The following is a 22,307-nucleotide window of genomic DNA, read 5'->3' as shown; positions in this document are numbered from 1 at the left end:
ACTCAGGGCCTGGCCTGCTGCCGGGCCAGCGCGCTATCGGCGCGGATGTGACGTTGCTCGGCAACCCTGCGGGTCAGGCCAAGCCGGTCGAAGTACTCGAGAATCTGCACGCTGCGCTTGCGACCGATGCCCAACATATCGCGAAACGCCGCCACCTGCACTACCGGCGTGTCCTGTATCTGGCGCAACAACATCTCGGCCATGCGCTGGATCGTCTCCTGCGGGTAGAACAGGTCGCGCACCACCTGGTGCAGCACTCCCAGCCGCGCCAGCTTGCGCATCAGCAGGCGCACCTGGGTTTCCTCCACCTGCTCGGCTGCAGCCAGGGTCCTGACCCAGGGCGGATCGAACGCACCTTCCAGCAAACGCGGTTGCAGACGCTCCCAGAGCGCAGTATCGGCGTCACTCAACTGCACCTTGTGATCCGGCAGGTGCAACCATGGGCCGCTGCTGGCGACTGCGCCCTCACCGAGCAACTCGTCCAGCAGGCTGACAAAGGCGGCACGCTCCAGCGGCAAGGCGCAGAAGCGGCGCAGGCGGTCGCGGTCGGGGCCAAGCTGATCGGGCTCCTGCTCGTGGAACTGCGCCAGTTGCTCGAGCACTTCATGCCTGAGCGCCTGCCATTGCTGACGATCGAACAGCAACGGCCCCTGGCGGGTGGCAATCACCTGGACGTCATCGGGCAACCGCCAACTGTCGCGCAGACGGTTGAACTGTCGCTCCAGGCGCTGCGGGTCGAGCCCGGCGGGAGCCGCCGCCAGAAGGGCCGACAGGGCCTGCTCCAGATCGCAGGCATCGCGCAGCACCTGCAGTTGGCGCAAGCGCGACTCGCTGCGGCGCTGCCTGCTGGGGGCGAAAGGGTCGAGCACCCGACCACCGCCGAGGGTGCGCTGGGCACGCTGGTCGCGCAGCACCAGGCGGTCGCCATGCACCGCCTGCAGCGGCGCGTTGAGCAGCAACTGAGCGAACATGCGTTGGCCTGCCGTCAGAGCCTCGCCCTCCAGCAGCGCCACGCGCGCCGTCACGTCCTGGGTACCGAGGTGCACATGCACCGCGCTGAAATGCTCGAAGGTGCGCGTTTCGCCCGGCAACAATGCCAACTCGATATCGATACGCGAACTGGGCGCATGCAGCCACTCGGGCACCAGCCAATCGCCACGGTGCACGTGCTCCACGGCCAGGCGCTCGGCACTGATGTTCAGCGCCACGCGCTGCCCGGCCTCGGCCACCAGCGCGGCCTGGTTCTGTGCATGCAGGCCACGCACCCGCACAGCTTTGCCAGCCTTGCCCAGCAACAGGGTGTCGCCCGCGCTCACCTGCCCGGCCAGCGCGGTGCCGGTCACCACCACACCGGCACCGGAAACGGCGAAAGCACGGTCAATTGCCAGCCGAAAGCCTCCTTGGCTCCCACGCCGCAGCACCTGCGTGCGCGCCTCGACCAACGCCTGGCGCAGCACTTCGACGCCTTCACCGGTCACGCTGGACAAGACGAACTGCCGAGCCCCGGCATAAGGCCCGGGGGCCAGCAGCGCTTCGACCTCGTGCTGCACTTCCAGCAGTCGCGGTGCCTCGACCCGGTCGCACTTGCTGATCGCCACCAGCGCCTGGGGAATGCCCAGCAGCTCGATGATCGCCAGGTGCTCGCGGGTCTGCGGCATAACGCCGTCGTCAGCGGCCACTACCAGCAACACCAGGTCGATGCCATGGGCGCCGGCGAGCATGTTGTGGATAAAACGCTCGTGACCGGGGACGTCGATGAAGCCGGTCAACGGCTCGCCTTCGGCCAGCGACGCATAGCGATAGCCGAGGTCGATGGTCATGCCCCGGACGCGCTCTTCCTGGCGCTGGTCACCGGCCTGGCCGGTCAGGGCCTGGAGCAGCGCAGTCTTGCCGTGATCGATATGCCCGGCGGTGCCTACGATCACTGCACCGGCCCCAGCTGCAGCGCCGGCAACTGGGCCAGCCACTGGGTTTCGTCATCCAGCTGACGCAGGTCGAGCCACAGGGCATCGTCATCGATGCGTCCGAGCACCGGCACCGGCAACTCGCGCAGTGCGCGCTCCAGCACCCTCAGGCTGCGACCACGCAGCTTCTTCGAGACCTGCGGGCGCAGGCACAGCGCCGCGCTTGGCAGCCGCGCTACCGGCTGGCTGCCGCTACCGATCATGCCCAATGCGGGCTCGACCGCGACCGTCCACTGCTCGCCCAGTCGCGCGGCCAGTTCCGGCGCCAGGCGCTGGGCCTGGGCAGCGATCTCGTCCTGGGGCCGGGTCAGCAGGCGCAGGCTGGGCAAGCGTTCGGCCAGGCGATCGGGGTCGCGGTACAGCGCCAGCACCGCCTCGAGCGCCGCCAGGGTGATCTTGTCCACACGCAGCGCGCGTTTGAGCGGGTTCTTCTTGATCCTGGCGATCAGCTCCTTGCGCCCGACGATGATGCCCGCCTGCGGACCACCCAGCAGTTTGTCGCCGCTGAAGGTGACGATATCGGCGCCGTCCGCCAACGCCTGACGCACCGTCGGCTCGGCGGGCAGGCCCCAACGGGTGAGGTCGAGCAGGCTGCCGCTGCCCAGGTCTTCGAGCAGCGGCAGATCATGTTGATGGGCGATGCGCGCAAGCTCGGCGGTCGGCACCTGGGTGGTAAAGCCCTGGATGCTGTAGTTGCTGCAATGCACGCGCATCAGCAGGCCGGTGCGCGGATTGATCGCCGCCTCGTAGTCGCGGGCATGGGTGCGGTTGGTGGTGCCGATCTCGTGCAGGCGCACACCGGCACGGGCCATGATGTCGGGGATGCGGAAGGCGCCGCCGATCTCGATCAGCTCGCCACGGGAGATGATCCCTTCCTTGCGCGCACCCAGGCTGTTGAGCGCCAGCAGCACGGCAGCGGCGTTGTTGTTGACCACGGTGACTGCCTCGGCGCCGGTCAGCTCGCGGATCAGGCCCTCGATCAGGTCATCGCGGTCACCGCGCTTGCCGGTGGCCAGGTCGAATTCGAGGTTGAGCGGATAACGGGCGGCGGTCTGCATCGCCTGTACGGCCTCTTCCGGCAACAGGGCACGGCCGAGGTTGGTGTGCAGCACCGTGCCGGTGAGGTTGAAGACCCTTCGCACCTGGCTGCGCTGCTGGATCGCCAGGCGCTCGCCGGCGCGACCGAGCAGGATTTCAGCAGCCAGTTCGACGGCGCTCAACTGACCAAGGCGAGCGGGCTCGCGCAGGTCGTCGAGCAGTTGACGCAGGCTGGCCAGGGTGGCGTCGCGACCATGGCGATCGAGCAAGGGCTGGCAGGCGGGGTGGCGTAGCAGGGTGTCGATGGAGGGCAGGCGTGGCGCTTGATTGGCGAGGCTTGACGACATGCGGTACTACCTTGGTTGATCCGGTGTCTGTAATGGCCCTTTCGCGGGCAAGCCCGCTGCTACAGGTTGCCCGTCGTCCGCAAAGGTGGCGGGGTCATTGCAGGAGCGGCGGTTCGCCGCTGCGACTTTCCCCGCGATAGGGGCGGCTCGGTGTGCAGTGTAGACCCTCATCCTCCTCCAGGCGCCAACATCAGGTTCGGCGCCAGCCGATGAAAGCCCTCCTCGTCCAACCGGATATCCAGCGCCAGGCTGGCCAGGTCATCGGCCAACGCCTCGCCCATCGCGTCATTTTCCAGGTAGCAGTGCTTGAGGTAGGTGTTGCAACCAGGGCAGCACTCCGCCCGCAGCGGCGCCTTGCCTGGGGCATGGCGGTCATCCTCCAGGCTGGAGTAGCGCAAATCCTTGCTCGACTCGCAGTACACACACTTGACCCGCACCACATGCCACTCACAGGCGCACAGCGAACAGGCCAGGTAGCGCAGCCCGTTGTGCTTGCCGCGGTTGCGCACCAGGCCCGCCATCGCTGGCGAGCCGCAGCACGGACACTGCGCGAGGCTGCTGCCGGGCTTGAGCTCATCGCTGGGCAAGCCCCGCCGCCAACTGGCCCAGGCCGCCTGCAACGCAGCGCCGATGAAAGGCACCAGCGCCGCGGGCACGGCATCGTACTGACCGCTCAGCAAGGCGATACCCCAACCTTTGCGCTGGCTCTCTTCGCTGCTGCGCAGAACCTTCAGGGCATCCGCCAGGGCACCCTGCTCCGGTACCTCGAAGCGATCCAGCAGCGCCTGCAGCCAGACCAACCACGGCCCTTCGCGCACCAGGCTGTCGGCCGCCAGCGGCGGCAGGCCGTGGCTGATGCACAGGCGCTGACGCTCCTCGGCGACCGGCACGCCGGAGGGTGGATTGTCGAGCAACTGCTGCTGCACCCGGCACAGGCGCGCAACCAGCCTCAGGTAGTCGCCAAGGGCATGGCCCTCGGCAAGCTGCTCCAGTCGCGCCGCGCGCAGTTCGAACAGGTTGTCGGCGGGCTGGTGGAGAAACGGCGGCATTACCGCCGACGCTTCGATCTGCCCGGGTTCGAGAATCGTGCTCAAGCGCTCATCCTTCTTTCCGTCCGGGGTTGTGTGGCGTCTTGTCGCCGGTCACGTCCCGGTACCACAGCTCATGATGTTTACGTGCCCAGGCACGGCTGACCCAGCCGTGCAGCATGGCGCCGACCGAGCCCTTGATCCAGATCCCGGCATAGATGTGCACGATGATGCTCAGCACCAGCACGAACGCCGCCAGGGCGTGCAGCAAGGTGGCCAGGCGAATCGCGCCGATGTCGAAGTACTGGCTGAACCAGGCGCGCCAGATCACCACGCCACTGACCAGCAGGATCAGCATGCACACCAGCAAGGTCCAGAACAGCAGCTTCTGCCCGGCGTTGTACTTGCCGATCGGCGGCACGCCTTCTTCCTCGTTGCGCATCACCCGATCCACACGGCGCAGCCACAGGCGGTCGTTGGCGGTGATGAAGTTGGCCCGCCAGAAGCGGATCACCAGCCCCAGGAAGAACACGAACATCGCCACCCCGAGGAAGGGATGCAGGATGCGTGTCCAGGGGCCGCCACCGAACAGGTTGCTGAGCCAGAACAGTGCCGGATGGAACAGCGCCAGCCCCGACAGCCCGGCCATGAAGAACAGGATCGCGACGATCCAGTGGTTGGTCCGCTCGTTGGCGTTGTAGCGCAGGATAGGCTTGTTGTCGTTCATGGCCGCTGCTCCCCTTGCCCGCCGGGCTTGCCCGGGTCATAGACGTGCACTGCCGGGTCCACCTGGTGCACGCTGGTATCGGTCGGAGCGGGATGCTCGTCCTCCTCGACCCGCTGCGGCCCGACCCGCACATAGTGGAAGAACCCGGCCAGGACCGCCGCGCCCATGGCCAGCAGCGCCAGCGGTTTGCTGATGCCCTTCCACAACCCTACCAGCGGGCTGATCACCGGCTGGTCCGGCAGGCCTGCATACAGCCTGGGTGTATCGGCGTGGTGCAGCACGTACATCACGTGGGTGCCACCGACACCGTCCGGGTCGTACAGGCCGGCGTTCTCGTAGCCGCGCGACTTGAGGTCGACGATGCGCTCGTCGGCATGCACCTTCATCTCGTCCTTGCTGCCGAAGACGATCGCCCCGGTCGGGCAGGTCTTCACGCATGCCGGCTCCAGGCCCACGGCCACGCGGTCGGAACACAGGCTGCACTTGTAGGCCTTGTGGTCTTTCTGCGAGATTCGCGGGATGTTGAACGGGCAGCCGGTGATGCAATAACCGCAACCGATGCAGTGGTCCTGGTTGAAGTCGACGATGCCGTTGGCGTGCTTGATGATCGCGCCGGGGCTCGGGCAGGCCTTGAGGCAGCCAGGGTCGGCACAGTGCATGCAGCCGTCCTTGCGGATCAGCCACTCCAGGTTCCCGTCGTCGCGCTCGTGCTCGGTAAAGCGCATCAGGGTCCAGGTGTCGGCGGTGAGGTCCTGCGGGTTGTCGTAGGTGCCGTGGTTGTGGCCGACCTCGTCGCGCAGCTCGTTCCACTCCGAGCACGCCACCTGGCAGGCCTTGCAGCCGATGCACTTGGTGGTGTCGATCAGCTTGGCGACCTGCTCCTGCTGGCGTACCGAAGGCGGTACGGTCGTGGTGGCCGAGCGGGCGATGATATCTTGCTGGGCCATCAGATTTTCTCCACGTTGACGAGGAACGACTTGGACTCCGGCGTCTGGGTGTTGCCATCACCGAGGAACGGCACCAGCGTGTTGGTCAGGTAGCCATGCCGGGTCGAACCGGTGAAGCCCCAGTGCAGCGGGATGCCGATCTGGTGCACGGTCTGGTTATTGACCTGCAGCGGACGGATCCGCTTGGTCACCACCGCTACCGCCTCGATATGCCCACGCTTGCTCGACACCCGCACCCGATCTCCCGCCTTGATGCCCTTCTCGCCGGCCAGCACTTCACCGATCTCGACGAACTGCTCGGGCTGGATGATCGCGTTCAGGCGGCAGTGCTTGCTCCAGAAGTGGAAGTGCTCGGTCAGCCGGTAGGTGGTCGCTGCGTAGGGGAACTCCTCGTGCTTGCCGAGGGTGTCCCACACCGAATCGAAGATCCGGCCTGCCGGGTTGCTGGTAGCCTTCTTGTTGTTCGGGTGCAGCGGGTTGATCCCGATCGGCGTCTCGAACGGCTCGTAGTGCTCGGGGAACGGCCCCTCGGCCATCTTGTCGATGGCGAAGAAGCGCGCCACACCTTCGGGGTTCATGATGAACGGATTCATCCCCGCTTCAGGCGGAGAGTCGACCTTGAAGTCGGGCACGTCAGTGCCGCCCCAGGCCTTGCCGTTCCACCACACCAGGCGTTTCTTGTGCGGGTCCCACGGGTTGCCCTGCGGGTCGCTGGAGGCGCGGTTGTAGAGGATGCGGCGGTTGGCCGGCCAGGCCCAGGCCCAGTTCTGTACCTGGTGCATGCCGTAAGGGTCGCTGTTGTCGCGCCGGGCCATCTGGTTGCCTTGCTCGGTCCAGCAGCCGGCGAAGATCCAGCAACCGGATGCTGTGCTGCCGTCATCTTTCAACTGGCCGAAGCCCGACAACTGCTGGCCGCCCTTGATGGCCAGGCCACTGGCGTCGGTCATGTCGCTCACCGCCCAGCCGTTCATTTCCTTGGCGAGCTCTTCGGGGGAAGGCTCCTCGGGGATCTTGTACGGCCAGCTGATGTTGAGCATCGGGTCGGGGTAAGCGCCGCCTTCCGACTTGTAGCGCTGACGCAGACGCAGGAACAGCTCGCTCATGATCTGCACGTCGGTGCGCGTCTCGCCGGGGCCGTCAGCGCCCTTCCAGTGCCACTGCAGCCAGCGGCTGCTGTTGACCAGCGAGCCGTCCTCCTCGGCAAAGCAGGTGGTGGGCAGGCGAATCACCTCGGTCTGGATATTGGCCGTGTCGACATCGTTGTACGGCCCGGCGTTGCGCCAGAACTCGGATGTCTCGGTGGCCAGCGGGTCCATGATCACCAGCCACTTGAGCTTGCCCAGCGCCGCGGTGACGCGGTTCTTGTCCGGCAGCGCGGCGATCGGGTTGAAACCCTGGCACATGTAGCCGTTGACCTTGCCCTGGCTCATCATCTCGAACATGCGCAGCACGTCGTAGGCCGCCACATCGAGCTTGGGCAGCCAGTCGTAGCCCCAGTTGTTCTCGGCGGTGGCGTTGGCGCCATACCAGGCCTTCATCAGGCTGACATGGAACTTGCCATAGTTCTGCCAATACGAGAGCTGGCCCGGACGCAGCGGCTTGGAGGCGCGCTTGTCGATGAACGCGGCGTAGTCCTGCTCGGCATCGCCGGCCAGCGTCAGGTACCCCGGCAGCGAGTTCGACAGCAGCCCCAGGTCGGTCAGGCCCTGGATGTTGGAATGCCCGCGCAGGGCGTTGACCCCACCGCCGGGCATGCCGACGTTGCCCAGCAGCAGCTGGACCATCGCCGCACTGCGGATGATCTGCGCGCCGATCGAATGCTGGGTCCAGCCCAGGGCGTAGAGGATCGTCATGGTCTTGCCCGGCACGGCGCAGGTGGCGATCTCTTTCCAGACTTTCATCATCTGGTCCTGCGGCATGCCGCAGGTCATGCTGGCGATTTCCGGCGTGTAGCGGCTGTAGTGCTGCTTCATCAACTGGAACACGCAGCGCGGGTGCTGCAGCGTCGGGTCGACCTTGGCGAAGCCGTCCTCGCCCAGCTCGTAGCCCCAGCCGGACTTGTCGGCATAGATCCGCTTGGCCGCGTCATAGCCACTGAACAGGCCGTCTTCGAAGCCATAGTTCTCTTTGACGATGAACGACACGTCGGTGTAGTTGCGCACGTATTCGTGCTGGATCTGGTCGGTCGTCAGCAGGTAGTTGATCAGCCCTCCCATGAAGGCGATGTCGCTGCCGGTGCGAATCGGCGCGTAGTAGTCGGCCACCGAAGCGGTCCGGGTGAAACGCGGATCGACCACGATCAGGCGCGCTTTGTTGTGCGCCTTGGCCTCGGTCACCCATTTGAACCCGCAGGGGTGGGCCTCGGCTGCGTTGCCGCCCATGACCAGCACCAGGTTTGCGTTGGCGATGTCAGACCAGTGATTGGTCATCGCGCCACGGCCGTACGTCGGGGCAAGACTTGCCACCGTCGGGCCGTGTCAGACACGCGCCTGGTTGTCGAACCCCAGCATGCCGAGTGAACGGATGACTTTATGAGTCAGGTAGCCTGCTTCGCTGGACGCTGCCGACGCCGCGAGGAAGCCCGTACTCAGCCAGCGGTTGACCGTCTGGCCCTGGGCGTTCTTCTCGATGAAGTTGGCATCGCGGTCCTGCTTCATCAGCGTGGCGACGCGGTCGAGCGCCTCGTCCCAGCTGACCCGCACCCATTCCTGGCTGCCCGGCTTGCGCATCTCGGGGTATTGCAGGCGGCTGGGGCTGTGGATGAAGTCGAGCAGCCCGGCACCTTTCGGGCACAGGGTGCCGCGGTTGACCGGATGATCGGCGTCGCCTTCGATGTGGATGATGTTCTGTTTGACGTTCTTGCCCGCATCGCCCTGGCTGTACAGGATCAGGCCGCAGCCGACCGAGCAGTAGGGGCAGGTGTTGCGGGTTTCTTTGGTGTGCGCCAGCTTGAAGTGGCGCACCTGCTCGGCGAACGCGGCTGTCGGGGCCATGCCCAACGCCGCGAGGCTCGAGCCTCCAAGGCCGACGGCGGCGACCTTGAAGAATTGCCGACGGTTCAGGTCCATCGTGCACTCCTGATCAGGTTTGGACGCACGGGACATTGCCGGCGCCTCTGGACTTCACGGTGGCGGTAGACAGATACCGCCAGCGTTAAGCCTAGACAAGATTCCGAGAAGTGCTATGACAAGGGTCAATGGATGCCGCCAAGGCACCTCGGCTTCCTGTAGGAGCGGGCTCGTCCCGCGATGGCGGCGGTGTGGCCAACATCGCATCGCGGAGCAAGCCCGCTCTACGAAAAAGCCCCGGACGGTCCGGGGCTTTTTCAGTTCATCCGCCTGACCTCACCCGCGCATGACACGCCAGGCCGGCACATCATCGTTGGGCTTGTAGGTCAGATCGCTCTTGTCGGTCTTCTCCCCCCCGATCGCCTTGAGCCAGGTGTCCAGGTCACCCGTGCTGATCTTGCCGTCACGACGATCGTTCTTGGCCAGGTTGTCGAGCTGGTCGAAGAAGCCCTGGTTGTCGAGCAGAAAGCGCGCGGCCTTCTTCTCGGCGTCGCTGCCGTCGCCATCGGCGATCTTTTCCAGATCCTTTCTGCTGACGATGTCATCCTTGCCGTTCCAGTCGTCCCAACGGTCGCGGATGGTATCGATGATGTCCTTGTGCTCATCGAAGAAACCGCGGCCGTAGCCATCCTCGTGGGCACCGACGATCTTGAGCCAGGTGTTGAGATCGTCGGTGCTCACCTTGCCATCCTGGCCACCCTTGCCCCACTGGGTATCGAGCTGATCGAAGAAGCCCTCGTGCTCGAGCAGGAATCGCGCCGCCGCTTTTTCCTGCTCGCTGCCGCCGCCCTCGGCGATCTTGTTCAGATCCTTCCGGCTGACGATGTCGTCCTTGCCGTTCCAGGCATCCCAATATTCACGGATGTCGTGGATCACTTCACGGTTGTCCTGGTAGAACGCCTTGTCGTAGGTGTTCAGGTGCTTGTCGTCGTCCAGGCGGTTGACCGACGAGCCGCCCTCCTGCGGCGTCTCCCTGAAGTGATCCCACTCGTCCTTCTGGTAATCGAAGATGCTCTGCCCGTCCGGCGCATCGCGACCGTCGTATTCGTAGAAGCTGTAGCGGGCATATTCGAGCTTGTCGCCCCAGTCATCCTGCGTCAGGCCGATATCGGCGAGGTCCTTGAACCACTGACCTTCCTTGTCCGTGGCCTTCTGGCGCTTCTCGTGGTCGACGAAGATACCGATGATACCGGTGATCAGCCCAAGCCCAGCAGTCACCAGGAACAGCGGTCCGGTCACACCCGCCAGGGCGCCGATGTTGGCGACCAGACCAACCGTGCCGATCACCCCGGCACCGAAACCTGCCGCCCCACTGACCACCTGCAGCGCACCGTTGGCCTTGCCCAGGGCGCTGCCGCTCTTGATGGCGTCCTTGATCGCCAGGCCGCCGACAACGATGTCGGCAATGCTCAGCAGGTCCGGAGCCACGCCGAGCACTTTGGTCAGCGAGCCACCGATCTTCGCCGCAACGCCCGGCTTGACGGGTGGCTTGTCGGTGGTCGTGAGTGCGTCCTGGACGGTGCGGGTATCGATCACGCTCGGGGTAGACGGGGTGTTGCGGATGGACTCGTTGATCGGCTCGAGCGCGTCATCGATGACATCGGCCGGTGGCGGGGTGCGGTTGTCCAACTCGTACATCTCGTTGATGGATTCGCGATCCAGCTCGAAAGTGTCCGGGTGCGGGAGCTCCCCGCTACCCACCGAGGCACCACTGCCACGGTAGTTCTCGGGATCATTCCAGATCTGGTCGAAGGACCGGCGGCTCGGCGGCGTAAGATTGCGCGACTCGAAATACTCCACGACCCCTTCGTAGATCGAGGTGACGGTGTCGGAGGAACTGATCGAGGGTGTGCGATGAGCCGAGTCCTGGACGCGCTCGGTGAACTCGAACACCGAATCGTCATCCGGCAGATCGCCCAAGCCATTGGCCGCACGGCGCTCGCTGATGCTGTCTCTGATGATCTCGTCGGTCAGTTCCAACCCCTGGTCCTGCGCCAGCTGCGACAGGGTCTGGTAGCGCGAGTAATCCGTAGGCGGCGTTCCGCCTGCGCGGGTGACGATGTCATCGAGCAATTCGCGGCTGCCGTTGTCCTCCAGCGAGCCGAGCCCCGAAGCTTCCCCGGACAGCCTGACCTCATCCAGTACGTCACCGCCGCCGCTGTTGTGCAGCGAGCCCAGCTCGATAAGGCTGCCGACCCGATCCGCCGCAGGATCCGGCACTCCGGAAATACCTTTGTCGTGCAGGGATTTCTCGATTTTCTTGCCGAGCGAGCTTTCTTTGCCCCAGATTTCCGGCAGGGTCTTGCTCAGCCCCAGCAACTTGGCGGTGTCGGTACCGGTCAACAGGTCGAAAACCTTGGTCTTTTCGAACTGCGCGCCAGCACCAAGGAAGCCGATGAAGTCGCGGGCGATGGCCAGACGCTCCAGCGGCTCGTCTGCCAACTGGCCGTTCTTCGCCGACAGCGCATAGATGGCACCGCCCAATGAGCCGAACGCCGAAACGCTGCCCAGTACGCCGTACTTGTTGAGCGTCCCTATCGCCTTGGTGAAGTCGTTGCTGCTGACATCCAGCGGCTTGTACTTGCCAGTGAGCTCTTCGTTGAACTTGTCCTGAGTGATCTCACCACTGTTCAGGCGCTCGGTGAGCTTGTTGAAGTCGTCGAGCTTGGTCTTGTCGTTGAGCAGCTCGTTGTAGAACTTCTCGATGCTGTCTGCGACCCGACGTGGAATGTCGGCCGACTTGAGGATCGTCTTGACCAGCGCGCCGAAGTCTTTGTAGGCCAACTCCTTGTATTCATCGGGAATCGCTCCCGGATCACCGAGCAGGGTGTCGATCTCGGCGACGATGCTGTTCTGCTGCAACTGGGCCTCGGCCTTGCGCGCGCGCTCAGGGTCGAGCATCTCGAGGCTTGAGGTGAGGCCGGCGACTTCGGCCTTGGCCTCGGACTCCATGCCGTTCTTCTTCAGATCGGCCAGGTATTTGACGTAGTCGGGGCTGGTCAGGGTGTCGTAGAGCTGGTCGGCCAGCTTGTCCTTGTCTTCGCTACTGACCTTCTTGATCGCTTCATCGAGTTCGGCCTGGTACTCCTTGCCGATCTTGTCCTTTTCGCCGTTGCCGTTGGTGAACAGCTCATTGAGCAACTTGTCCACGGAGTTGCCATCGAGGATGTCCTGCATGTCCTCCTTGCTCAGGGTTTCCCCGTCACCGAACTGCCGCCAGGTTTCGCCGCCGCGCGGATCCTCGATGTAAGGCGTGATGCTGTGCCCGCCCTCCATGGTCGCCTTGGCTTCGATGGCCTTGACCAGTTTGTAGACGTCGCTGTCCTTGTCCACCTTGCCGTCGTCGACCAGCTTCTTGTACTTGTCGAGCAGGTTCTTGGTGGCCAGTTCGACCACCGACATCGACTCCTTGTCGTCCTTGTCGGCCTTTTCACCGGTCTTCTTGTTGAGCAGGTCCAGGCTGTCGAGGTCGGGCAGGTCGTATTTGTCGCGCAGATCCTGGATCGAGCCCTCGCTCTTGTTGTAGTCGCTGCGCTTGGAGGCCACGCGATCGTACATTTCCTTGTTCTCGAACTCGGAGACGACGTATTTCTTGCCGTCCTTGGTCTCGAACTGGATCACGCCATTGCCGAACTCGTCCGGCCAGCCGAAGGTGGAAATATCGTGGTCGGCAACATAGGTATCGGCGCCAGCGACTTCGCGGCCATCGTCGGCGCGCTTTTCCAGGGTGTAGCGCGACAGGGCCATGGGTTGCAACGAAGCGAAGAGCTCGGGTGTCAGGGCTTTCGACACCGTTACGGTTTCGCCGTCCTTGGTGGTGTAGGTGATGACCTCGGCTTTTTCCAGATCGCCCTTCCACTCGAACTGATCGTAGTCGCCCCACTTCTTCAATTCGGTATTGCGGTCGGCGATGGCATGATCGTCTTTCATCGCAGCGACCACCTGGGCCTTTTGCCCAGGCGATTTGTTCAGCTCGAAGAGATTGGCCAGGAACTTGTAGAGCTCGGGGTTTACCGAGCGCTCGACCACCACACCCATGCCATCCAGCTCGTAGCGAATCTTGCCATCCAGTGCCGGCTCGACCTCGGTCTTGTCCACCGGCGGCCATTTCTCGTTGTCGGTGGCGGTACGGTCGTCGTTCGCTTTTGCATTCACCTTCGCGTTGAGCACGACCCCATCGAATCGCTTGCCGTCGGTTTCGGATCTTTCGCTGGAGCTCGGGTTCAATGGTTTCACGTTCACGGTGCGGTCCTCGCGTGGCGGTAGCGTTTGGCCAAGCCCTTTCACAGATGCTTTCATGTTGTGCATCCGTGATCGGGAGCTGTCCATCGTTAGCCCATGTGGCGTGAATTGCTGTGAAACGCTGAGAATCGATGTGAACGATGGGTAAATTGAAACATTTGTCGTTTTGGCGATGACGCGTCCTGGTTCTCGCCTGTCCTTTGCAGAGGTAATAAAAAACCCGATGAATCAAAGACTCATCGGGTTTTTTATTACCGGGCTAGCCGATGCAACAGACGCGATCAGAACGGAATATCGTCATCGAAGCTGTCGAAATCAGCGGCAGGCTGCGGAGCCTGCTGTTGCGGCGCTGGGCGCTGTTGCGCCTGCTGCGGACGCGGCGCCTGCTGGCGTGGGGCCTGGTTGTACTGTTGCTGCTGGCCACCGCCCTGGTTGTAGTTGCCGCCGCCCTGGTTGTACTGATCGCCACCCTGGCCCTGCGGACGGCCGCCGAGCAGCTGCATGGTGCCCTGCATGTCGACAATGATCTCGGTGGTGTAGCGCTTGATGCCGTCTTTTTCCCACTCGCGAGTCTGCAGCTTGCCCTCGATGTAGCACTGCGAACCCTTGCGCAGGTACTCGCCGGCGATCTCGGCAACCTTGCCGAACAGCGAGACACGGTGCCATTCGGTGCGCTCGACCTTCTGCCCCGACTGCTTGTCGGTCCACTGCTCGCTGGTGGCCAGGCTCAGGTTGGTCACGGCGTTACCGTTGGGCAGGTAGCGGACTTCGGGATCCTGGCCGCAAGTACCAACCAGAATGACTTTGTTAACCCCACGGGCCATAACGTTCTCCTAGGCTTCGCACGCCGCCGAGGCTGGGTTCACCAGACGCTCGAGGGTCGCACGGTCCAAAATTTTCGTATCCAGTTTGATATAGATGGCGGCTTCTTCTGCCACCACCACGGCGTCGGTTACACCTGGCACAGCCATCAGGCGCTCGGTCAATCCGGCTTCGCGAACAGCCTCCGGTGTCAACGGCATGCGCAGGCTGGTGACGTACGGCGGTTCGTTCATGCCCAGGGCAGATACCAGCCAGATACCACACAGTACAGCACATCCCAGGAACACCATGCCCAGGCCACCGTGCTGGTACAACCAGCCACCGATGATTCCTCCCAGCGCGGCACCCAGGAACTGGCTCGTGGAGTAGACCCCCATGGCCGTTCCCTTGCCGCCGGCGGGCGACACCTTGCTGACCAGCGAAGGCAAGGATGCCTCCAGCAGGTTGAAGGCGGTAAAGAATATCACGGTGCCGGTCACCAGTCCTCGCAAGTCGTCAGCCCAGCGCCAGAAGAACACCTCGATCAGCAGCAGCACAGTGACCGCACCAACCAACACGCGTTTCATCTTGCGCTTCTTTTCGCCGTAGATGATGAACGGCACCATTGCAAAAAATGAGACGAGCAAGGCGGTCAGGTATACCCACCAGTGCTCTTCCTTGGGCAGGCCGCCACGCTCGACGAAGGCCAGCGGCAGGGCCACGAAGCTGGCCATGAGGATCGCATGGAGGATGAAAATGCTCAGGTCCAGACGCAGAAGGTCCGGATTACGCAGGGTCGGGCCGAGCGCCTGGCGTGCGACACCCGATTCGCGGTGTTGCAGTGCGCTATGCGCGCTGGGCACGACGAAGGCGATCAGGGCGATACCGACGACGGCAAGTCCTGCGGTAGCGAGGAACAATCCCGACAAGCCAAAGGCACTTGTCAGCAGCGGCCCTATCACCATCGCCACCGCGAACGACAGGCCGATGCTCATGCCGATCATGGCCATGGCCTTGGTGCGATGCTGTTCGCGGGTGAGGTCGGAGAGCAAGGCCATGACCGCTGCGGAAATCGCTCCCGCGCCCTGCAGGATGCGTCCGGCGATCACGCCCCAGATCGAATCGGCCTGGGCCGCCAGCAAGCTGCCAAGGGCGAAGATCACCAGGCCCAGGTAGATTACCGGACGACGCCCGATGCGGTCGGAAATCACCCCGAACGGGATCTGTAGCACGGCTTGCGTCAGGCCGTAGGCGCCAATGGCCAGGCCGATCAGCGCGGGCGTGGCACCGGCGAGGTCCATGCCATAGGTGGCCAACACGGGCAGGACCATGAACATGCCCAGCATACGAAAGGCAAAGACCAGGGCAAGGCCGCCTGCGGCGCGGGTTTCGCTGCCACTCATGCGCTCGTTGTGGGTGTCGTGCATGGATAAACCTCGTGTGAACCGGCGGCGATTCTATCAGTCCGACGGCTAGACGGCATATACGCGACGCTTTGCCGCGTAGTGGCAGCGCGCCGTATACTTCTTTGTTTATGCCCGCCAAGCGAGGCCGTAGTGGACAAGATCCTGATCCGTGGGGCACGTACCCACAACCTGAAGAACATCGACCTGACCCTGCCCCGGGACAAACTGATCGTGATCACCGGTCTGTCCGGTTCCGGCAAGTCGTCACTGGCCTTCGACACACTCTACGCCGAAGGTCAGCGTCGCTACGTGGAGTCGCTGTCGGCCTATGCCCGGCAGTTCCTGTCGATGATGGAAAAGCCCGATGTCGACACCATCGAAGGCCTGTCACCGGCAATCTCCATCGAGCAGAAGTCGACCTCGCACAACCCGCGTTCGACCGTCGGCACCATCACCGAAATCTACGACTACCTGCGCCTGCTCTATGCCCGCGTCGGTACGCCACGCTGCCCGGACCACGACATTCCGCTTGAAGCGCAAACGATCAGCCAGATGGTCGACCTGGTGCTCGAGCAACCCGAAGGCAGCAAGCTGATGCTGCTGGCACCCGTGGTGCGCGAGCGCAAGGGTGAGCACCTGGCGGTGTTCGATGAGCTGCGCGCCCAGGGCTTCGTTCGCGCGCGGGTCAACGGCAAGCTGTACGAACTCGACGAGTTGCCCAAGCTCGACAAGCAGAAGAAGCACAGCATCGATGTCGTGGTCGACCGCTTCAAGGTGCGCAACGACCTGCAGCAGCGCCTGGCCGAGTCCTTCGAGACCGCGCTGAAGCTGGCCGACGGTATCGCCCTGGTGGCGCAGATGGATGACGAAAGCGCCGAGGACATGATCTTCTCCGCCCGCTTCGCCTGCCCGGTCTGCGGCCATGCGATCAGTGAGCTCGAACCCAAGCTGTTCTCCTTCAACAACCCGGCTGGCGCCTGTCCGACCTGCGATGGCCTGGGCGTGAAGCAGTTCTTCGACACCAAGCGTCTGGTCAACCACGAGCTGACCCTGGCCGAAGGTGCGATTCGTGGCTGGGACCGGCGCAACGTCTACTACTTCCAGATGCTCGGCTCGCTGGCGGCGCATTACGGCTTCAGCCTCGACGAGCCGTTCGGCCAGCTCTCGGCCGATCACCAGAAGGTGATCCTGCAGGGCAGCGGCAAGCAAAGCGTCGACTTCAAGTACCTCAACGACCGCGGCGACATCGTCAAGCGCTCGCACCCGTTCGAAGGCATCGTGCCGAACCTGGAACGCCGCTACCGCGAGACCGAATCGGCGACCGTGCGCGAGGAGCTGGCCAAGTTCCTTGGCACCCAGCCGTGCCCGGACTGCCGCGGCACCCGCCTGCGTCGCGAAGCGCGCCATGTATGGGTGGGCGAAAAAACCCTGCCGGCCGTCACCAACCTGCCGATCGGCGATGCCAGCGAGTACTTCGCCGCCCTGACGCTCAGCGGTCGACGCGGAGAAATTGCAGCGAAGATCCTCAAGGAGATCTGCGAGCGCCTGCAGTTCCTGGTCAACGTCGGCCTGGACTACCTCACCCTCGACCGCAGCGCCGAAACCCTTTCGGGTGGCGAGGCCCAGCGAATCCGCCTGGCCAGCCAGATTGGCGCCGGCCTGGTGGGGGTGATGTACATCCTCGACGAGCCGTCGATCGGCCTGCACCAGCGTGACAACGACCGTCTGCTCGCCACGCTCAACCACCTGCGCGACCTGGGCAATACGGTGATCGTGGTGGAGCACGACGAGGACGCCATTCGCCTGGCCGACTATGTCGTCGACATCGGCCCGGGCGCCGGGGTGCATGGCGGGCAGATCGTCGCCGAAGGCTCACCACAGGAAGTCATGGCGCACCCCGACTCGGTGACTGGCATGTACCTGTCCGGTCGCAAGAAGATCGCCGTGCCGGCCAAACGCACGCCACGCAACAAGAAGCTGTCGCTCAAGCTCAAGGGGGCACGCGGCAACAACCTGCAGAAGGTCGACCTGGAAGTGCCGATCGGCCTGCTGACCTGCGTCACCGGTGTGTCCGGCTCGGGCAAGTCGACGCTGATCAACAACACCCTGTTCCCTCTCGCAGCCACTGCGCTCAATGGTGCCAGCAGCCTGGAAGCGGCAGCGCACACCAGCATGGATGGCCTGCAGCACCTGGACAAGGTGGTCGATATCGACCAGAGCCCGATCGGCCGCACACCGCGCTCGAACCCGGCCACCTATACCGGCATTTTCACGCCGATCCGCGAACTGTTCGCTGGCGTGCCGGAGTCGCGTTCTCGGGGTTATGGCCCTGGGCGCTTCTCGTTCAACGTCAAGGGCGGGCGCTGCGAAGCGTGCCAGGGCGATGGCCTGATCAAGGTGGAAATGCACTTCCTGCCGGATATCTACGTGCCGTGTGATGTGTGCAAGAGCAAGCGCTATAACCGCGAGACGCTGGAGATCAAGTACAAGGGCAAAAATATCCACGAAGTCCTGGAAATGACCATCGAGGACGCACGCGAGTTCTTCGACGCGGTCCCGGCGTTGGCGCGCAAGCTGCAGACACTGATGGACGTGGGCCTTTCGTACATCAAGCTAGGACAGTCGGCTACGACGCTTTCAGGCGGTGAGGCGCAGCGGGTGAAGCTGTCGCGCGAGTTGTCCAAGCGCGACACCGGCAAGACCCTCTACATCCTCGACGAGCCGACCACCGGCCTGCACTTCGCTGACATCCAGCAGTTGCTGGACGTGCTGCATCGCCTGCGCGACCACGGCAACACCGTGGTGGTGATCGAGCACAACCTGGACGTGATCAAGACCGCCGACTGGCTGGTGGACCTGGGGCCGGAAGGTGGCTCCAAGGGCGGCCAGATCATTGCCAGCGGCACGCCCGAGGAACTGGCCAAGATGAAGCAGTCGTATACCGGGCATTACCTCAAGCCCCTGCTGGAACGCGACCGGGCCTGACGAAAAAAGCCCCTGGCATGCAAATGCCAGGGGCTTTTCTCTCTATGCCTGCCCTCTGCAGGGACGTTACATCTGCGATTGCAGGTAATTCTGCAGCCCGATGGACTTGATCAGGCCCTGCTGCTTCTCCAGCCAGTAGGTGTGATCTTCCTCGGTGTCGGCCAGTTGCGCGCGCAGGATATCGCGGCTGATGTAGTCCTTGTGCAACTCGCACAACTCGATGCCTTTGCACAATGCGGCGCGGACCTTGTACTCCAGGCGCAGGTCGGCAGCGATCATGTCAGGCACGGTGGTGCCCACGTCGAGGTCATCCGGGCGCATGCGCGGGGTGCCTTCGAGCATGAGAATGCGGCGAATCAGGGCATCGGCGTGCTGCGCCTCTTCTTCCATCTCGTGGTTGATGCGTTCGTAGAGCTTGGCCAAGCCCCAGTCTTCGTACATGCGCGAGTGGATGAAGTATTGGTCACGTGCCGCCAGTTCGCCCGTCAGCAACGTGTTGAGGTAATCGATTACGTCCGGGTGACCTTGCATCGCCCTGATTCTCCCTGAGTGAAAGCTTGATAAGGAGATAGTGTGAACCATGATTTCTTCAAGGTCACTGAAAAATGCGCAATTTGTGTGAAAAAAGCGGGCAAACCGTAGTGATTTTCATTGAAAAACCGCCCAAATGAGGGCGGTTCTCCTTATCACTTCGACTTAGGCCAGCTTGATGCCCAAGGCGTTTGCAATCCCCTCGCCGTAAGCAGGATCTGCCTTGAAGAAGTGCTGCAACTGACGCTGCACCACATCTTCGCTGACGCCTTGCAGGGTGCCGGCAATGTTGTTTATCAACAGGGCTTGCTGCTCGGCGTTCATCAAGCGGAACAGCGCACCCGCATGGCTGTAGTAGTCATTGTCCTCACGGTGGTCGTAACGATCCGCCGCACCATTGAGGGCCAACGCAGGCTCGGCATGACGAGGCGACTGCTTGGGCGCATCGGCATAGCTGTTCGGCTCGTAGTTCGGAGCGCTGCCGTAGCTGCCCATGGTCATCGCCCCATCGCGCTGGTAGCTGTGCACCGGGCTACGTGGCGCATTCACCGGCAAATGCTGGTGATTGGTACCAATGCGGTAGCGGTGGGCATCAGCGTAGGCGAATACGCGGCCCTGCAGCATGCGATCCGGAGACAGGCCAACACCTGGCACCATGTTGCTCGGCCCGAACGCGGCCTGCTCGACTTCAGCGAAGTAGTTGAGCGGGTTGCGATTGAGTTCCAGCACACCTACCTCGATCAGTGGGTAGTCCTTCTGCGACCAGGTCTTGGTGACGTCAAAGGGGTTCTCGGCGCGATTGGCCGCTTCTTCTTCGCTCATCACCTGGATGCAGACGGTCCAGCGCGGGTAGTCGCCGCGATCGATCGCTTCGAACAGGTCACGTTGGGCGTAGTCTGGATCGGTACCCGCGATACGTGCCGCATCGGCCGGGGCCAGGTTCTTGATACCTTGCTGGGTCTTGAAGTGCCACTTGACCCAGGTCCGCCGGCCATCGGCACTCAGCAGGCTATAGGTATGGCTGCCGAAACCGTGCATGTGGCGGTAGCCGTCCGGAATACCCCGATCAGAGAACAGGATGGTGACCTGGTGCAGCGCCTCGGGCGAATGTGACCAGAAGTCCCACATCATCTGGGCGTTCTTCAGGTTGGTCTGTGGGTGACGCTTCTGGGTGTGGATAAAGTCCGGGAATTTCAGCGGATCGCGAATGAAGAACACGGGGGTGTTGTTGCCGACGATGTCCCAGTTACCTTCTTCGGTGTAGAACTTGACGGCAAAACCACGTGGGTCACGCTCGGTGTCGGCCGAACCACGTTCGCCTCCGACAGTGGAGAAACGCAGGAAGGTTTCGGTCTGCTTGCCGATGCTCTCGAACAGACGAGCGCTGGTGTATTGAGTGATGTCGCGAGTGACGGTGAAGGTGCCGTAAGCGCCCGACCCCTTGGCGTGTACGCGACGTTCAGGGATGTTCTCGCGATTGAAGTGGGCCAGCTTCTCGATCAGATGGAAGTCGTCGAGCAGCAGCGGGCCGCGTGGGCCTGCCGAACGGGAATTCTGGTTATCGGCTACAGGTGCACCGCTGGCGGTAGTGAGAATCTTGCTCATGGGCTCTCCTTATCGGTCTCGAAATGCCGGCTAATCGGCCTGAGAGCAAGTATGGGTGCGCAACATGACAAGATCTAATTTATAGATATGCTTATATCGATAGTTTTTTACAATTTATTAAGACACAAAAAACCGGGCACTAGGCCCGGTTTCTTGTAGCAGACAGAACGTCTTACTCGGCAGCTTCTACAGCACCACCGACTGGACGATCAACCAGCTCGACGTACGCCATAGGCGCGTTGTCGCCAGCGCGGAAACCGCACTTCAGGATACGCAGGTAGCCGCCCTGACGGGTGGCGTAACGCTTGCCCAGATCGTTGAACAGCTTGCCAACAGCGGATTTCGAACGGGTACGGTCGAAAGCCAGACGACGGTTGGCGACGCTATCTTCCTTGGCCAGGGTGATCAGCGGCTCGGCAACGCGGCGCAGTTCCTTGGCTTTCGGCAGGGTGGTTTTGATCAGCTCGTGCTCGATCAGCGACACTGCCATGTTCTGGAACATAGCCTTGCGGTGAGAGCTGGTACGGCTCAGGTGACGTCCACTTTTACGATGACGCATGATTCATTCCTTACCAAACACTACGTTCGGTGATTACGACGATCAGGCAGTCGCCTTGTCGTCTTTCTTAAGACTTGCAGGCGGCCAGTTGTCGAGGCGCATGCCGAGAGACAGACCACGAGAGGCCAGGACGTCCTTGATTTCGGTCAGGGACTTCTTGCCCAGGTTAGGAGTCTTCAACAGCTCTACTTCGGTACGCTGAATCAGGTCGCCGATGTAGTAGATGTTCTCCGCCTTGAGGCAGTTGGCCGAACGTACAGTCAGTTCCAGGTCGTCAACCGGGCGCAGCAGGATCGGATCGATCTCGTCTTCCTGCTCGACCACAACCGGCTCGCTGTCACCTTTGAGGTCGACGAACGCGGCCAGCTGCTGTTGCAGGATGGTCGCGGCCCGACGGATGGCCTCTTCAGGGTCCAGGGTGCCGTTGGTTTCCAGATCGATGACCAGCTTGTCCAGGTTGGTACGCTGCTCAACACGGGCGTTCTCGACTACGTAGGCGATACGACGCACCGGGCTGAACGAAGCGTCCAGCTGAAGACGGCCAATGCTGCGGCTTTCATCTTCGTCAGTCTGACGGGAATCGGCCGGCTCGTAACCGCGACCACGAGCTACGGTGAGCTTCATGTTCAGGGCGCCGTTGGACGCCAGGTTCGCGATTACGTGATCGGGATTGACGATCTCGACATCGTGATCCAGCTGAATATCGGCAGCGGTAACCACCCCCGAACCCTTTTTCGACAAGGTCAGCGTAACTTCGTCACGACCGTGCAGCTTGATCGCCAGGCCTTTGAGGTTCAACAGGATTTCAATGACGTCTTCCTGTACACCTTCGATCGCGGAGTACTCATGGAGTACACCATCGATCTCGGCCTCGACTACTGCACAGCCAGGCATGGAGGACAACAGGATGCGACGCAGCGCGTTGCCCAGGGTATGGCCGAAACCACGCTCGAGAGGCTCGAGCGTGATCTTGGCGCGGGTTGGACTGACTACCTGCACGTCGATGTGACGGGGAGTCAGGAACTCATTTACCGAAATCTGCATGGATGCACCTATTTT

At 62.8% G+C, this 22,307-nt stretch carries 14 protein-coding genes; 1 reads left to right on the top strand and 13 read right to left on the bottom strand.

Translation table 11 applies throughout. The annotated features are described in order from the left end of the window. Positions 1 to 2: 2 nt before the first annotated feature. From selB to AB688_RS04805, 9 genes are all read right to left on the bottom strand, one after another. Positions 3 to 1,925, bottom strand: a complete 1,923-nt coding sequence (selB, locus tag AB688_RS04850; protein WP_063546620.1) for a selenocysteine-specific translation elongation factor — start codon at positions 1,923 to 1,925, stop codon at positions 3 to 5. Next, positions 1,922 to 3,349 carry an L-seryl-tRNA(Sec) selenium transferase gene (gene selA / locus AB688_RS04845; protein ID WP_063542493.1) on the bottom strand — a complete coding sequence of 476 codons (1,428 nt, stop codon included), beginning with the start codon at positions 3,347 to 3,349 and terminating at the stop codon, positions 1,922 to 1,924. The genes selB and selA overlap by 4 nt, the downstream gene beginning before the upstream one ends. A gap of 167 nt (positions 3,350 to 3,516) precedes the next feature. Then, positions 3,517 to 4,443 (bottom strand): formate dehydrogenase accessory protein FdhE, encoded by a 927-nt coding sequence (gene fdhE / locus AB688_RS04840; RefSeq protein ID WP_063542491.1) that lies wholly within the window; start codon positions 4,441 to 4,443, stop codon positions 3,517 to 3,519. A gap of 4 nt (positions 4,444 to 4,447) precedes the next feature. Beyond that, positions 4,448 to 5,104, bottom strand: coding sequence for a formate dehydrogenase subunit gamma (locus tag AB688_RS04835; RefSeq protein ID WP_054893574.1), 657 nt, complete (start codon positions 5,102 to 5,104; stop codon positions 4,448 to 4,450). Beyond that, positions 5,101 to 6,051, bottom strand: coding sequence for a formate dehydrogenase subunit beta (fdxH, locus tag AB688_RS04830; protein ID WP_054893573.1), 951 nt, complete (start codon positions 6,049 to 6,051; stop codon positions 5,101 to 5,103). The genes AB688_RS04835 and fdxH overlap by 4 nt, the downstream gene beginning before the upstream one ends. Then, positions 6,051 to 9,119, bottom strand: a complete 3,069-nt coding sequence (fdnG, locus tag AB688_RS04825; protein WP_155738188.1) for a formate dehydrogenase-N subunit alpha — start codon at positions 9,117 to 9,119, stop codon at positions 6,051 to 6,053. The genes fdxH and fdnG overlap by 1 nt, the downstream gene beginning before the upstream one ends. Positions 9,120 to 9,395: 276 nt before the next feature. Next, positions 9,396 to 13,418: a hypothetical protein gene (locus AB688_RS04815; RefSeq protein WP_155738187.1), complete on the bottom strand. Its 4,023-nt coding sequence runs from the start codon at positions 13,416 to 13,418 to the stop codon at positions 9,396 to 9,398. A gap of 224 nt (positions 13,419 to 13,642) precedes the next feature. Beyond that, on the bottom strand, positions 13,643 to 14,185 hold the full coding sequence (locus AB688_RS04810; protein WP_054893569.1) for a single-stranded DNA-binding protein: 543 nt from the start codon (positions 14,183 to 14,185) through the stop codon (positions 13,643 to 13,645). 9 nt (positions 14,186 to 14,194) lie between these two features. Then, a complete protein-coding gene (locus AB688_RS04805) occupies positions 14,195 to 15,589 on the bottom strand; it encodes an MFS transporter (protein WP_063542485.1) in 1,395 nt (464 codons plus the stop codon). Positions 15,590 to 15,718: 129 nt separating this feature from the next. Between AB688_RS04805 and uvrA the strand changes: the two genes are divergently transcribed. Then, on the top strand, positions 15,719 to 18,553 hold the full coding sequence (uvrA, locus tag AB688_RS04800) for an excinuclease ABC subunit UvrA (RefSeq protein WP_063542483.1): 2,835 nt from the start codon (positions 15,719 to 15,721) through the stop codon (positions 18,551 to 18,553). A 66-nt stretch (positions 18,554 to 18,619) separates the two neighbouring features. On the opposite strand, the gene bfr is transcribed toward uvrA, so the two are convergent. The 4 genes from bfr to AB688_RS04780 form a co-directional block, all read right to left on the bottom strand. Then, positions 18,620 to 19,084, bottom strand: a complete 465-nt coding sequence (gene bfr / locus AB688_RS04795; RefSeq protein ID WP_063542481.1) for a bacterioferritin — start codon at positions 19,082 to 19,084, stop codon at positions 18,620 to 18,622. Positions 19,085 to 19,249: 165 nt separating this feature from the next. Further along, a complete protein-coding gene (locus AB688_RS04790; RefSeq protein ID WP_063542479.1) occupies positions 19,250 to 20,689 on the bottom strand; it encodes a catalase in 1,440 nt (479 codons plus the stop codon). Between the two features lie 172 nt (positions 20,690 to 20,861). Continuing rightward, positions 20,862 to 21,248: a 50S ribosomal protein L17 gene (rplQ, locus tag AB688_RS04785; protein ID WP_003255451.1), complete on the bottom strand. Its 387-nt coding sequence runs from the start codon at positions 21,246 to 21,248 to the stop codon at positions 20,862 to 20,864. A 42-nt stretch (positions 21,249 to 21,290) separates the two neighbouring features. Continuing rightward, on the bottom strand, positions 21,291 to 22,292 hold the full coding sequence (locus tag AB688_RS04780; protein ID WP_003255452.1) for a DNA-directed RNA polymerase subunit alpha: 1,002 nt from the start codon (positions 22,290 to 22,292) through the stop codon (positions 21,291 to 21,293). Positions 22,293 to 22,307 lie beyond the last annotated feature (15 nt).

Source organism: Pseudomonas putida (assembly GCF_001636055.1).
Classification (GTDB): Bacteria; Pseudomonadota; Gammaproteobacteria; order Pseudomonadales; family Pseudomonadaceae; genus Aquipseudomonas; species Aquipseudomonas machongensis.
The sequence above is the reverse complement of the archived record's forward strand: the minus strand, read 5'-3'. Positions and strand labels throughout refer to the sequence as shown.

Excerpts from the sequence above, each read along its gene's own strand:
- rplQ (WP_003255451.1), bottom strand. The coding sequence starts at position 21,248 with ATGCGTCATCGTAAAAGTGGACGTCACCTGAGCCGTACCAGCTCTCAC.
- selA (WP_063542493.1), bottom strand. The coding sequence starts at position 3,349 with ATGTCGTCAAGCCTCGCCAATCAAGCGCCACGCCTGCCCTCCATCGAC.
- AB688_RS04805 (WP_063542485.1), bottom strand. The coding sequence starts at position 15,589 with ATGCACGACACCCACAACGAGCGCATGAGTGGCAGCGAAACCCGCGCC.
- AB688_RS04780 (WP_003255452.1), bottom strand. The coding sequence starts at position 22,292 with ATGCAGATTTCGGTAAATGAGTTCCTGACTCCCCGTCACATCGACGTG.
- AB688_RS04810 (WP_054893569.1), bottom strand. The coding sequence starts at position 14,185 with ATGGCCCGTGGGGTTAACAAAGTCATTCTGGTTGGTACTTGCGGCCAG.
- AB688_RS04835 (WP_054893574.1), bottom strand. The coding sequence starts at position 5,104 with ATGAACGACAACAAGCCTATCCTGCGCTACAACGCCAACGAGCGGACC.
- AB688_RS04790 (WP_063542479.1), bottom strand. The coding sequence starts at position 20,689 with ATGAGCAAGATTCTCACTACCGCCAGCGGTGCACCTGTAGCCGATAAC.
- bfr (WP_063542481.1), bottom strand. The coding sequence starts at position 19,084 with ATGCAAGGTCACCCGGACGTAATCGATTACCTCAACACGTTGCTGACG.
- AB688_RS04815 (WP_155738187.1), bottom strand. The coding sequence starts at position 13,418 with ATGAAAGCATCTGTGAAAGGGCTTGGCCAAACGCTACCGCCACGCGAG.
- fdxH (WP_054893573.1), bottom strand. The coding sequence starts at position 6,051 with ATGGCCCAGCAAGATATCATCGCCCGCTCGGCCACCACGACCGTACCG.